The organism is Fervidibacillus halotolerans (genome assembly GCF_026547205.1).
In the GTDB taxonomy this organism is placed as follows: Bacteria; Bacillota; Bacilli; order Bacillales; family Caldibacillaceae; genus Fervidibacillus; species Fervidibacillus halotolerans.
Map to the genome: position 1 here is coordinate 1,673,850 of NZ_CP106877.1, position 13,511 is coordinate 1,687,360.

11 protein-coding genes and 1 other annotated feature are annotated in these 13,511 nt (G+C 38.3%); of the genes, 1 reads left to right on the top strand and 10 read right to left on the bottom strand.

Annotated elements, in window-relative coordinates:
- Window positions 1-177: 177 nt before the first annotated feature.
- The 9 genes from mreD to OE105_RS08110 all read right to left on the bottom strand — a co-directional run bounded on the left by mreD (window position 178) and on the right by OE105_RS08110 (window position 11,788).
- Window positions 178-717, bottom strand: a complete 540-nt coding sequence (gene mreD, locus OE105_RS08070) for a rod shape-determining protein MreD (protein ID WP_275419695.1) — start codon at window positions 715-717, stop codon at window positions 178-180.
- Complete coding sequence (gene mreC / locus OE105_RS08075; protein WP_275419696.1) at window positions 714-1,586, bottom strand: rod shape-determining protein MreC; 873 nt, start codon at window positions 1,584-1,586, stop codon at window positions 714-716. Before mreC ends, mreD begins: the two co-directional genes overlap by 4 nt.
- A 20-nt stretch (window positions 1,587-1,606) precedes the next feature.
- A complete protein-coding gene (locus tag OE105_RS08080) occupies window positions 1,607-2,626 on the bottom strand; it encodes a rod shape-determining protein (RefSeq protein WP_275419697.1) in 1,020 nt (339 codons plus the stop codon).
- 178 nt (window positions 2,627-2,804) lie between these two features.
- Complete coding sequence (gene radC / locus OE105_RS08085) at window positions 2,805-3,488, bottom strand: RadC family protein (protein WP_420842506.1); 684 nt, start codon at window positions 3,486-3,488, stop codon at window positions 2,805-2,807.
- 86 nt (window positions 3,489-3,574) lie between these two features.
- Window positions 3,575-4,156, bottom strand: coding sequence for a Maf family protein (locus OE105_RS08090; RefSeq protein WP_275419698.1), 582 nt, complete (start codon window positions 4,154-4,156; stop codon window positions 3,575-3,577).
- Window positions 4,157-4,422: 266 nt separating this feature from the next.
- Complete coding sequence (locus tag OE105_RS08095) at window positions 4,423-5,376, bottom strand: SPOR domain-containing protein (protein WP_275419699.1); 954 nt, start codon at window positions 5,374-5,376, stop codon at window positions 4,423-4,425.
- Window positions 5,377-5,641: 265 nt separating this feature from the next.
- On the bottom strand, window positions 5,642-7,354 hold the full coding sequence (locus OE105_RS08100) for a sensor domain-containing diguanylate cyclase (RefSeq protein ID WP_275419700.1): 1,713 nt from the start codon (window positions 7,352-7,354) through the stop codon (window positions 5,642-5,644).
- Between the two features lie 273 nt (window positions 7,355-7,627).
- Entirely contained in the window at window positions 7,628-8,962 is a 1,335-nt protein-coding gene (locus OE105_RS08105; protein ID WP_275419701.1) for a bifunctional folylpolyglutamate synthase/dihydrofolate synthase, read from the bottom strand.
- Window positions 8,963-9,142: 180 nt separating this feature from the next.
- Window positions 9,143-11,788 carry a valine--tRNA ligase gene (locus OE105_RS08110; RefSeq protein WP_275419702.1) on the bottom strand — a complete coding sequence of 882 codons (2,646 nt, stop codon included), beginning with the start codon at window positions 11,786-11,788 and terminating at the stop codon, window positions 9,143-9,145.
- An 83-nt stretch (window positions 11,789-11,871) separates the two neighbouring features.
- Window positions 11,872-12,109: a binding site (T-box leader), on the bottom strand.
- 193 nt (window positions 12,110-12,302) lie between these two features.
- Here OE105_RS08110 and OE105_RS08115 point away from each other — a divergent pair.
- On the top strand, window positions 12,303-12,494 hold the full coding sequence (locus tag OE105_RS08115) for a hypothetical protein (RefSeq protein ID WP_275419703.1): 192 nt from the start codon (window positions 12,303-12,305) through the stop codon (window positions 12,492-12,494).
- An 18-nt stretch (window positions 12,495-12,512) separates the two neighbouring features.
- On the opposite strand, the gene ysxE is transcribed toward OE105_RS08115, so the two are convergent.
- Entirely contained in the window at window positions 12,513-13,502 is a 990-nt protein-coding gene (gene ysxE, locus OE105_RS08120; protein ID WP_275419704.1) for a spore coat protein YsxE, read from the bottom strand.
- Window positions 13,503-13,511 lie beyond the last annotated feature (9 nt).

The following is a 13,511-nucleotide window of genomic DNA, read 5'->3' on the forward strand; positions in this document are numbered from 1 at the left end:
AAATTCAACAAAAGCCGGGCATTTCCCTTTTTTGCCAATCAAATTTTTCATTCATTAGAAAAAATCGTCCTATGTTTCTAACGTGACGAAAAAAGGGAAGAAGATTCCAAACTTTCGTAAGTAAACCATCATAACTGGGACGAAAATACATGAAGTGAATCTCTTGTATAACAATCGCTACGTTTGAAACATACCTTTCTCTTCATCTCTTTGTTTTTTAATTTTTTTAAAATAGTTTCTAAGCGGATAAAAAACGATTACGTAAAAGGTGAAATTCATTATGAGGGTTGGAAACAATCTTTCTGATACGAAAGATTGAACCGATTGGTCAGTTATTTGTAACGCATAATAAAAGGCGTAAATACCAAAATCAAAAATGGTAATACCGAATAAACTCACGATCGTTACAATAATAAAATAAGGATGGACAGATTTCATTATTTTTGAAATCACATAAACGGTTGCCGGATACCAAAATAGATGAACGCCTAAAATGTCAACAAATACAATATCAACAACTAACCCCATAACAAACGAATAAATATATGCTGACTTTTCATCGTAATAAATGGCTTGTAATAGAAAAAAAATGAGTAGAAAGCGAGGGACGAACACCCAATTTTCAGAAAATAAAAAGGAAGGAAAAAAATTGGTGAAATTACTTTCAATGCCGAAAAAAATAATTGTAAAAATCGGAATCAACCAATTTTTGTTCATTGTCCATCCTCCGATTCGTCGATATCTGTCGGTTGATCCATCATCCGTTCGACGACAATGACATGTTCGAAGGAATAAAAATTCGCAGCAGGCTTCACATATGCCGTTTTTGTCAAGCCATATTGATCAGCCTCAACTTTTACGACTTCCCCAATCGAAAGACCTTTTGGATACACGCCGCCTAAACCGGATGTCATCACAGTCATTCCTTGTTCAACTTCTTTATCTGAGGGAATTTGCTTAACCAATAACATTTGCTGTTTCTCATCATAACCTTCCACGATTCCGTAAATCGGTTCCTCCCCTTGAATGGAGACATGGATCTTATTCGTTCTTTCTTCCGTCGTTAACAGTTGAACCGTTGATGTCGTTTTTCCAACACTTTTTATTTTTCCAATCATTCCATCGGCAGTAATGACAGCCATATTTTTTTTAATTCCGTGAATCTCACCTTTGTCGATAATAAGCGAATCATTCCAAAGGTCATGTGAACGAGCGATTACCGAGGCCTCTCTAGATTTATAAGAAGCTAAATCCTTTTCTTTCTCCAAAATTTTTTTCAATTCCTCATTTTCCTGTTTCAGCCTTTCCACATCAACCTTTAATTGGGCATATTCATCAAGCCTGCTTTTTAATCGTTCATTTTCTTCATATGTACGGGATAAATCTTGAACATTGTCGACGAAGCCCGCAACAAAATGTGCGGGCTTTGCGACGATAGTTTGCACAAAGCCGGCAGTATCTTTAATAAACTGCTCAGGCCATGATAGGCTATCTCTTTCCCTTAAGGAAAAACCAATCAATGCCACTAAAAGAATAATCCCTACCAATAAAATGACAAGCCTTTTGTTCATAAAAAACTGTGGCACGATTTACACCTCTTCATTTCTCAACGTAAATCTTTAGGTCGATTTTTGAAAACATCGATATTATCCAGTGCTTTACCCGTTCCAATGGCGACACAATCGAGCGGATTTTCTGCAATTAAAACAGGCATATTCGTCTCTTCACTAATCACCTTGTCCAAATTTCTCAAAAGTGCACCCCCACCTGTCAACACAATTCCCCGATCCATAATATCTGCAGCAAGTTCTGGTGGGGTTTTTTCCAAGGTCATTTTAACAGCTTCGATAATCGCATAGACCGTATCATGAAGGGCTTTGGCAACCTCTTCTGCAGTAATTTCAATCGTTTTTGGCAATCCTGTAACTAGATCGCGGCCGCGAATTTCCATACTATCGATTCCTTCGGGCATGCCAGCCGAACCGATTTCCATTTTTATCGTTTCAGCCGTCCGATCACCGATCATTAAATTATAATTTTTCCGAATATAACTGATAATCGCCTCATCCATCTCATCGCCAGCTACTCGGATGGATTGACTCGTTACAATACCTCCTAATGAGATAATAGCTACTTCCGTCGTGCCTCCACCGATATCGACAACCATACTTCCAGTCGGTTCCCATACAGGCAAGTCTGCCCCAATTGCAGCAGCAAAAGGTTCTTCAATCGTATATGCGTCCCTTGCTCCAGCTTGACGAGTCGCATCTTTTACTGCCCGTTCCTCAACGGCGGTTATTCCTGATGGAACACACACCATCACATACGGTTTTCGACCGAATCCTGTTTTCTTATATGCTTGATTAATAAAATATTTCATCATCTTTGCCGTCGTTTCGTAATCGGCAATGACTCCATCTTTCATCGGTCGAAGTGCAATCACATTCCCAGGAGTCCTTCCAATCATATTTTTCGCATCATTTCCGACTGCAACGATCTGTTTTGTATCGGTTTGAAAAGCCACAACAGATGGTTCCCTAAGTACGACACCTTTCCCTTTAATATATACAAGTGTATTTGCAGTTCCTAAATCAATCCCTAAATCTTTCGCACCAATTCCAAACATGGTCCGTATCTCCCTTTCTGAAACAAATTCTGTCTGTCCTATAGCAGATGATGTTACAATTTCTCAATAATTTACGAAAAATGAACGTATTCGTTATCTATCGTACGATCCGCCCAAGGACGTTTTAATAAACCAAGCCATAGACATAATTATATATCAATATCCAAAAAAATAATAGTTACAAATAACCCTTTTCTTTCATACTAACATATCTTTTATCTCCGATGATAATATGATCCAAAATTTCAATGCCCAAAATTTTTCCACTTTCTACTAACCGTTTCGTTACTTCAATATCTTCTCGACTCGGTGTCGGATCGCCTGAAGGATGATTGTGAAGACAAATAATGGAAGCGGCAGATCGTCGGAAGGCTTCGCGGAAAATTTCCCTCGGATGGACGATGGATGCATTTAAGCTTCCGATAAAAATCGTTTGCCGATGGAGTACTTGATTTTTCGTATTCAAATAGAGACAAACGAAATGTTCTTGGGTTAAAAAACGCATATCTTCCATTACATATTTTGCCCCATCTTCAGGCGAACGGATTACATACCGGTCGTGATAAGCTAAATTCGCAATCCTTCGACCTAATTCAACAGCGGCAAGTATTTGAATCGCCTTTGCCGTTCCAATCCCCTTCAACTGAGTTAATTCATCTAAAGAAGCATCCGTTAGCATTCGCAATCCATTAAAATGTTTCAATAATCGTTGGGATAATTGGAGAACAGATTCGGATTTCGATCCGGTTCGAAGCAAAATAGCCAGAAGCTCTTGATTGGAGAGACTTTTGGGACCTTGGTGGATAAATCGTTCCCGAGGTCTTTCTTCCTTTGGAAAATCTTTAATGAACAACGAATCCACGGATATGTTTATAACCTCCTTTTTTAGCTTTTCATTATGCAAACTGATTTTTGCTTCCTTTCAAAGACGTAAAGATCCTTGAATAATTAGTTTTTCTCATTTTTAAAAGGATATCCCATTTTTTTCAGTACACGATAAACCTTTCCAATTGGAAATCCGACGACCGAATAATAATCACCGTGTATTTTTTTTACAAAAAGAGCCCCGTATCCTTGGATCGCGTAGCCACCTGCTTTATCAAAGGGTTCTCCCGATTGAATGTAACGGTCGATTTCTTCATCGGACAGTTCCCAAAAAGTCACATCTGCTTTTCCCACAAATAGCTCCTGTTGTTCTTCGTGTAAAATAGCCGTTCCTGTATATACGGTATGTGTTTTTCCGGATAGAGAGTTGAGCATGTTTTTCGCTTCTTGGGCATTCCTTGGCTTCCCCAAAATTTCATTCCCTATGGTGACGATTGTATCAGCACCAATAACATAAGAGTTATGATAATCTTTCGCCACCGCTTTTGCTTTTTTTCGTGCCAGATTCATAACCGTCTCCTCGGGGGAAGAAAATTGATCCATCCGTTCATCCACTTCGGCAGCTATCACATCGAAGGGTTGTTGAAGCAATTTTAATAGTTCTTTCCTTCGCGGTGAAGAAGATGCTAAGATGAGTTGTGTCAAATCCATTCACCTTCTCTTCATTTTTTCATTGAGCGGATCTCCGTCCCGTTCAAAATACGTACAAAAGGGAGATACTTACGTATTATCGTAACAAACAGCCCTTCGACAAACAATGACAGAAACATCAATTTTCCATTAGAAAAATAACAATTTTCAATAGGAACCTAAGGGCAAATTGAATCTTTGATCGATTTTTGACAAAGGAAATTGAATTTTAGCACACCTTTCTTTTAAAAAATTTCCTCTTCACCGATCATCATAACCCTTTACAAGAAATAAAAATCAACAGCAAATTGCAAAAGTTCGGCTTGTCCTTTTTGCCATTCCTCGACTTTGCGTGTTTTTGAAAAACGTTGGAGTTGTTCATATCCGTTTAACAAAGATTGGTGTAATTGTTGAATCGATTTTTGCTCGATGTTTGTTAGTGAACGTATGTTTTCAATTTCACGGTCGATCGCTTCAAAGTTCCCAACATATTTTTCCCCTTGTAAAAGTGCCTTTGTCCCTTCCTCCACAAGTTGATTAAAAATTGAATAAGCTACTTCTAAAAATTTCTTCTCATCTCCTGTTAAGTTTCGAAAAATCCTTTCTTTCGTCTCGACCTTTTTCGGCCATGTTTCCCCGTAATGGTCGCGAAAAAAAGACGATTCCATTAATTTTTTAGCTGATTCCTCATCATTGATTAACGCGACGAAAACGCGATAATAATCTCCATCGTGAATATAGGCAGCGGGTAATTGATGTTGTTTGTATTGATTTAACAATTGTTTGACAGAATCTTCATTTTGATACGCTCCTTGTTGTAGAAACAAAAGGTCCTTCCCAGGTAAAACGAGCTGTTCGCTCCCAACGTTCCCATTGAAAGCCGGTGCATCCTTTTCCAGGTGCCCGCCTCGAGTTCCATCTTTATCGATCACTTTTAATAAAAAGAAACCGATGGATAGTCCGATTACTACAGCAGAAAGGACGATGATAGACACTTTCATTAGGGACATTTGCTGTTTATTTGAATAAAACGAGGGAAATCTCGTTTTTAATCGTTTATTTTTCTTCGGTTTTTTCTTTATTGTTTTATAGCTTTGTAAAAAATCCCCTTGTTTTGTCACGGCCGTTTCCTTTTTCGTTTGCCAATTATGGATGACAAGATGATCGTCGGTCGATTTTTTCTTCCCATTGATTTTTAAAGTGAACCTTTTTTCCTCCTTTGGGCATTTGTCCACACCCGTCTTCCCCCTTAAAAAGTTTTTTTTATCCTATCACAGTTTGTACAAAAAAGAACGAGACTTTTGTCGCCTCATTGGGAAAGGATTTCGTGAAATTTAGACATTTTTCGAAAAAAGAACAGTGTCATTCGCCCATAACGTTTAAAAAGGAGCAGGCATCACCAGTTACTTCCAGAAAAAATAAAAAAGCAAGTGGAAAAAACAAATTTTCTTACCACTTGCCTACTTTTTAGATTGGTCAGACGCCCTAAAAATGTTGGAATCAACCGACATAAGTGGAAACTCGATTTCTCCCGACCCTTTTTGCACCGTTATAAAGGGCCCGATCGGCATATCGAAGCAATGTGATCGGATCATCCGTATCCTTAGGCGCAGTTGCAACCCCGATACTAACGGTAATTCGGACGTTTAACTTTCTACGAACTTCGGATAAATCATCAAACAAAACAAACGTCCGATCTTCAATCGTCTTTCGAATCCGTTCACCAAATAAATTCGCCCTCTCCTTATCCAAATTTGGAAGAAGTACGACAAATTCTTCTCCTCCGTAACGGGCTAAAAATCCTTTATTTCCGACTAAAACTCGAAGAAGGTCTGCCAGTTGACAAAGAATCTCGTTGCCACTTTGATGACCGTACGTATCATTTACCCGTTTAAAATGATCGATGTCAATAATAAGAAGGGATAAAGCGTGAATTTTCTTTCCATTTAGACGATGAAATTCCCTATCCAGCCTTTCCGTAAAGGCTCGTGCATTATATAAATGGGTTAAGGGACATCGCTCACTTTGATGTTTCGTTTTTTCATAATGGCGAGCATTTTCTAAAGCGATTGCCAAATAGGATGATAGCATATCGATTATGTGTAAATGAAACTTTTCATACATCCGTTTTTTCGTTGAAGCGATAATAACCATGCCGGTTAGCTCGTTATTTTTCATTGCAGGTACCGTTAAAACACTTTCCGCATCATTCGGGACATATCCTTCAAAAATCGGTTTCCATTCTTTCCTTTCTTTATACAATAAGGCCTCTTTAATCCGCCATCGATCTTTCGGAATCTCATCCCATCGAGGCGGGTGGTCGCTATTTGAAGGTTTTTCCCGTTCGTATTTTCTTGATAATTCTAACTGATCTTCGCTGTTTTTTTGTAAAACATATAAATAATCGATAGGAAAAATTTGAATCATATTTTGAATAAAAACATCGAGCACTTCATTTTCTTGCAATCGTTCCGTTAAACGATGTCCGAATTCCACCGCTTTCTTTAAATAGTGGTTCATTTGTTGGCTATTATAATAAATATTTAAAATTAAAAGCATGCTCATTACTGGAAAACCGATCAAAAATGTACTAATAATGCCCATCGTATTGTACAAAAAATACAGAATGAGTCCGATGGGGAAAATACAAATTAACAAAAGGAGTTCCCAAAAAAAATCTTCACTGAAAACCTGCTTTTTCGTCTTATTAAAAATGAAATGAAATAAAGTAAGCAACCCTTGATTAGCGAAAAAATATACGAATATATACCCGATAGCTAAGGTAATAAAAGAAAAGTCATTGATCGTATATTGGTCGTGGCTTCCACCTAATAAATAGTAAAACTGACCACTGATCAATGAAACGAAAGCGAACATCGTGGAATTTAACGGATACCGATACCATTGTTCTCTCGGAAGTTTCAATCGGAAAAGAACAACAAAAACGGCAATTTGAGCTAATATAAGCTCGGTAAACAGTCCAAAATTCAAAAAAGCAGCCAATGTCACCCATTGGGTAATGGAAAGGGGCGTATTATTTACGACTATCGGTAACATTGACGCCCCTATTAAAAGAATGGCAAAACTGAATACACCCAACCAATTCATTTCCCTTTCAAAGGGGGTTATGACATAGGCATACCATGATAAGAGTGGAAATGCGATTGCCCAAACAACCCATACCACTATTCGTCTATTTTTATCAACTAACATTTGAACCACGCCTTAAAAAAGAGATCAACGGTCAGGAAATCGATCTTCCTTTACAAGAACAATTGTTAAATCACATCGTTAAAATCCATTTAAAAAGGAAAACTTTAGAAATATTTTATCAAATTATGTAAAATTTGTCATAATGATTTTATTCATTTTCAAACGTTTGCACAATTTAAGGAATTTAACTTGAACGGTCGAAGGATTTCTTATGTTAACCTGGAATAGCTCCCATCTTTTGTAAAAGGATTTCCTTTCCTATAAACCCTTTTTTTAATTTCGAGATTCGTTTAACGCAAATGGGCGGATTTCCTTATTAGAAAGGAAAGCCTTCACTTCCGAAATAAAATACAAGGATCCAGTTACTATGAGTAGTTCATCGTTATGTAACGTTCGGATTTTCTGTTCTAAATATTGTTGCCAATCTGGTGCCAATTCTTTCCTTGTCGAATTTGATATGCGATACAGGTCGTCAACCTTCGATGCCCTAGGAAAGGAAAATTGTGTAAATACGATGTGATAATCGGTTCGATCCAATTGTTGAACCATCATTTCCAAAGGTTTATCATGTAAAGCAGTAAAAAGAACGGTCCCCTTTTTATCCGGGAAATGTCTTTTTGCTGTTAATATAAGACTTTCCAATCCTTCCTTATTATGAGCCCCGTCAAGGACAATTGCCGGGTTTTTCGACAATATTTCGAATCGTCCAGGCCAAGTCGCCTTTTTTAATCCATTGTAAATAGCCTCTTTCTCTATAACGAATGAATAATACGTATTTAGCAATTCCGCCGCCATAACAGCAACAGATGCATTTCGAATTTGATGGGTGCCTAATAAGGATATCGCTAAAGATTCATATTGGTGGAATAAAGTCGTAACAGTAAATTGTTCTTGGAAATTCCCCTTTTGGATATTATCTGCTCGAAAATGATTTCCGAATTCGTATAATTTAGATTTTTTTTCTTTTGCCTTCTCTTCGATGATTTTTTTTGCCTGTTCATTTAAACTTGCGGTGATAACGGGAACGCCATTTTTTATAATCCCTGCTTTTTCTCGAGCGATTTGATCAATGGTAGAACCGAGAATATGCATATGGTCATACCCTATATTTGTAATTATCGATAAAAGAGGGTGGATTATATTCGTCGAATCGAGGCGTCCACCTAAACCTACTTCGACTAAAACGAAGTCTACCGGATGAATATTTGCAAAATAATAAAAACAGATCGCCGTGATCAGTTCAAATTCCGTCGGTGCACCTAACGAACTGTCCTTTAATTCGTCTGCCAAAGGTTTAATCACCGTAGCAGCTTTTACAAGATCTTCATCTTGAATTGGCTGCCCATTTACACTAATACGTTCATGGAATGTTTCGATATACGGAGAAGTGAAGGTCCCTACTTCAAAACCCGCCTCTTGCAAAATGGACCGTAAAAAGGCCGTCGTCGAACCTTTTCCATTCGTTCCACCAATATGGATCGTCCGAAGGCGTCTTTCCGGATAATCGAGACGTTCCATCATCCATTGCATTCGTTTCAATCCTGGTTTAATTCCTAATGACTTTTGTTCATGAATCCAACGAATGACATCTTCACTTGTTGCAAACATTGAAACATCCCTCCATCATGTTCTATAAAAACCAACCCTTATATAAATTTTATTGGAGAAAAGAGTAAGACGAACCAATACACCACTGTTTCGTCTTACTCTAACACATGTTTCCATCATTTTTTTAGAGTAAAGGTTCGACCGAGTACTCCCCTTTTTCTTTTACTAGTTATACTTTTTTTATACTCCTTTTAACTCTTGAAGTCTAGCTTTTACCATCTCTAGTTTTTCCGTATAGTCTTTTTCCTTCGCCCGTTCTTCTTCCACGACCTTTTCTGGAGCTTTCGTAAGGAAGTTTTCATTCGATAATTTTTTCTGTACCCGTTCAACTTCCTTCATTAACTTTTCCTTTTCCTTTTCCAATCGGGCAATTTCTTCTTCGATGTTGATTAATCCTTCGAGAGGAAGGACGATTTCCACTCCCGTTACAACGGCAGTCATCGCTTTATTCGGCATCTCAATCGATGTATCTAACGTCAACTGTTCTGGATTACAAAATCGTTCAATGTATTTCCTGTTATTATTTATTTTTTGCAAAATGGATTCATCGTTCGCTTTTATGAGCATCTTAATTTTCTTACTCATCGGTGTATTGACCTCAGATCGGATATTTCGCACGGAACGAATAATGTCCACTAACAATTTCATCTCTTCCACAGCTTTTGGATCGTTGAACTCTTCCCGAACTTTTGGCCATTCAGCGACGGTGATCGATTCTCCTTCTACCGGTAAATTTTTCCATATTTCTTCCGTTATAAATGGCATAAACGGATGGAGGAGTCTTAATGTTTGGTCTAACACGTAAGCGAGAACGGAACGGGTCGTCTTTTTCTGATCCTCGTCTTCCCCGTATAAAGGAAGTTTAGCCATTTCAATATACCAATCGCAAAAATCGTCCCAAATAAAATTGTAAAGAGCCCTTCCAACTTCTCCAAATTCGTACTTTTCTGCTAAACGGGTAACCGTTTCAATCGTATCATTGAGACGTGTCAATATCCAACGATCAGCAACGGTCTTTTCACCCGTTAAATCGATCTCGTCCTTCGTTAATCCTCCCATATTCATTAAAGCAAATCTGGATGCATTCCATATTTTATTGGCAAAGTTCCAAACCGCTTCCACCTTTTCCGTACTGAAACGTAAATCTTGACCTGGCGAAGAACCTGTTGCTAGAAAATAACGTAAGGAATCGGCACCGTATTGTTCGATGACTTCCATCGGATCGACACCGTTACCGAGGGACTTACTCATTTTCCTTCCTTGTGCATCCCTAACAAGACCGTGGATTAGTACATCTTGGAAAGGTCGTTTCCCAGTAAATTCAATACCTTGGAAAATCATTCGAGAAACCCAGAAGAAAATAATGTCGTAACCAGTTACTAAACAATTCGTCGGGTAATATCGGTTGTAATCGGAAGACTCCGTATTCGGCCATCCCATCGTGGAAAAGGGCCATAGGGCTGAACTAAACCATGTGTCGAGGACATCCGGATCTTGCTCCCAGTTTTCAATATCCTTAGGCGGATTGGAATCAACATAAATTTCTCCCGTTTCTTTATGATACCAGGCAGGAATTCTGTGTCCCCACCATAATTGGCGAGAGATACACCAATCGCGAATATTTTCCATCCAATGTAAATACGTCTTTTCAAAACGTTCGGGAACGAAATGAACTTTTTCTTCCGATTTTTGCCATTGAATCGCCGCTTCCGCCAACGGCTTCATTTTAACGAACCATTGGGTGGACAAGTACGGTTCGATAACGGCTCCGCTTCTTTCCGAATGACCGACGGAATGAACGTGTTCTTCAATCTTAATAAGTACACCTTGTTCTTGTAGATCTTTAACAATTTGTTTTCGACATTCAAACCGGTCCATTCCGTTATATTTTCCAGCCTTTTCATTCATCGTTCCATCTTCATTCATCACTAAAATCCGTTCCAAATCGTGCCGATTACCGACTTCAAAATCGTTTGGATCATGAGCTGGGGTAATTTTCACTGCACCGGAGCCAAATTCCATATCGACGTATTCATCGGCGATAATCGGAATCTCCCTTCCAACAATTGGCAAGATGACCGTATTTCCAATTAGATGTTTGTATCGTTCGTCATCTGGATGAACGGCTACAGCAGTATCTCCGAGCATCGTTTCCGGTCTCGTTGTGGCGATTTCAATATATCCGGATCCATCTTTCAATGGATAACGCATATGATACAATGCACCTTGTATATCTTTATAGATTACTTCGATATCGGAAAGGGCCGTTTTTGTAACCGGATCCCAGTTAATAATATATTCTCCTCGATAAATTAGACCCTTTTTGTACAGGGAAACGAAAACTTCTTGAACTGCTTTGGACAATCCTTCATCGAGGGTAAAACGTTCCCGACTGTAGTCGAGTCCAAGTCCGAGTTTCGCCCATTGGGAGCGTATATGACGAGCATATTCTTCCTTCCAACGCCAAGTTTCTTCTAAAAATTTACTTCGACCAAGGTCATATCGGGATTTCCCTTCTTTTCGAAGTTTTTCCTCCACCTTCGCCTGTGTAGCAATCCCCGCATGATCCATTCCAGGTAACCAAAGTACGTCATAACCTTGCATTCGTTTCATTCGGGTAATAATATCTTGTAATGTCGTATCCCAAGCATGACCGAGATGTAGTTTTCCCGTTACATTTGGCGGTGGAATAACAATTGAATACGGTTTTTTTTCAGGATCATCGGTCGCTTGAAAAAAACCTTTTTCAACCCACCACTGGTAACGGCCTTCTTCAACGGATTTCGGATCATATTTCGTCGGCATGGAAATTTCCTTACCTTCCATTGTAAAAACCTCCTTATCTTTTTAACATTTTTCATCAAAATATACATCACATCGGATCAGGAAAATAAAAAAACCCCATTCGTGTAAAGGACGAATAGGGATTTCGCGGTACCACCTTTATTCACGGGTCTTATACACTTCCTGAATGTGTAATCCACCCGGCTCTCATTGAAGATAACGGTTTTAACCGGCTTTTGTTACTCGATTTCACAAAAGCTGCTCCTGGGCGACCTTCCAACAGATTTCCTAGGAAACTTCCACCAAAGGTTTCCCTCTCTGAAAGGAAAAAACTGTTGTACTCCTCCCGCTCAAAGCATTTCTTACCTTTCAATTCATTTATTCATTATTTTATTAAAAGGAAATCGCTCCGTCAATCATTATTTCCTGTTTTTTTCTCCTTATACAAAAACAATCGGCATTTTTCGCAAAGTTCAGTATCCTAGATCTTTGACTTATTTTCTTTTTCATTTCATAAGATGATATAAGATAATATTTCTTTTTGGAGGTGGAACGGATGCGAAGAAGAATAAATCCGTATTTAATGCCAAGTTGGTTGCGGACGATTCGAAGGTTAGTAGGTCAACTGATTATCCCTTTTACGATCTTTCAAGCGATTCGAACATTAATCTTTCCGACCACTCTCGATGTCTTTTTGCTTATTTTTTTCCTTCTCATCGCAATCGCCTACTATTTAGATATTTTCTAAAGGAATCGAAACATTCAATCATTCAAGATTATTATTCCGTTCTTCTAATTTCATAACGACATATTCCGTATTTTTTAATAACCAATAATGTTTTGTCAATCTTCTCGTGAAAATATACTCTTTATTCCTCTCCTGGGTAGTTTGATAAGATTGGATGGTGGAAATGATAAATCCAGGCTGGGCTAAATATCCCTTCATTAGTCTTTCCTCCTCGGTTTTAAGTGGAAAATATTTGAAATATGCATCTAACCAATGAAGGCATTGATCGCAATGAAATGGGTAAGTGTGCAACGTTTGTTTCAATAGAGGTAACACATCGAAGAAGGGAGAGGAAAACCGACTTTTTTCCCAACTAATAAAATAGCCTTTCCCTTGATCGGAAAACAAAAAATGATCTTTCCCACTATTTCCGTGAATGAGCACAGAACGGATGATTCCTTCCCTTTCGATTTCATCTTTCCATAAATGTAATTGATGGAAGGCATAATCGTACGCTTTTCGAAACTCATAAAAATATTCAACAAATTTCCATTCAAAGGGAGACATATACCATTTATTTTCACATAGATCGATAAATGCCTCTAAAAAACCGACCTCTCCCTCCCATTTTTCCTTCGTCCGATGATAATGGTTTTCCACCATTTCCTGATCGATCTTCCATTCTTTTACTGAAAGTGTATGGAGACGCCCTAATTCACGGAACAGTTTCTCCATGATGTTTTCATCCTTTTTTTCCGAAAACCAAGGCATTAAATAAAAAAGTTCATCCCCGTAATTGACCGCGTATGTTCCACTGATCGTAGGAAGAATTGGGATGAATTGGTAAAAGCCTTGATTATTCAAATATTGGAGATGGAAAAGGAATCGTTGAAATTGTTGGACAGTCGTTTTTTTTAATGCGAACATACCCTCCCGACTACTGATTTTGTAAACCTTTCCCTTTTTTTCTATCTCATACGGTCGAATTTGATAATGGTTTAAAATCTCAACAATCTCTTCATAATTCATCTTGCATGC

Excerpts from the sequence above, each read along its gene's own strand:
- OE105_RS08115 (WP_275419703.1), top strand. The coding sequence starts at position 12,303 with ATGCGAAGAAGAATAAATCCGTATTTAATGCCAAGTTGGTTGCGGACG.
- OE105_RS08110 (WP_275419702.1), bottom strand. The coding sequence starts at position 11,788 with ATGGAAGGTAAGGAAATTTCCATGCCGACGAAATATGATCCGAAATCC.
- ysxE (WP_275419704.1), bottom strand. The coding sequence starts at position 13,502 with ATGAATTATGAAGAGATTGTTGAGATTTTAAACCATTATCAAATTCGA.
- OE105_RS08100 (WP_275419700.1), bottom strand. The coding sequence starts at position 7,354 with ATGTTAGTTGATAAAAATAGACGAATAGTGGTATGGGTTGTTTGGGCA.
- mreD (WP_275419695.1), bottom strand. The coding sequence starts at position 717 with ATGAACAAAAATTGGTTGATTCCGATTTTTACAATTATTTTTTTCGGC.
- OE105_RS08105 (WP_275419701.1), bottom strand. The coding sequence starts at position 8,962 with ATGTTTGCAACAAGTGAAGATGTCATTCGTTGGATTCATGAACAAAAG.
- OE105_RS08080 (WP_275419697.1), bottom strand. The coding sequence starts at position 2,626 with ATGTTTGGAATTGGTGCGAAAGATTTAGGGATTGATTTAGGAACTGCA.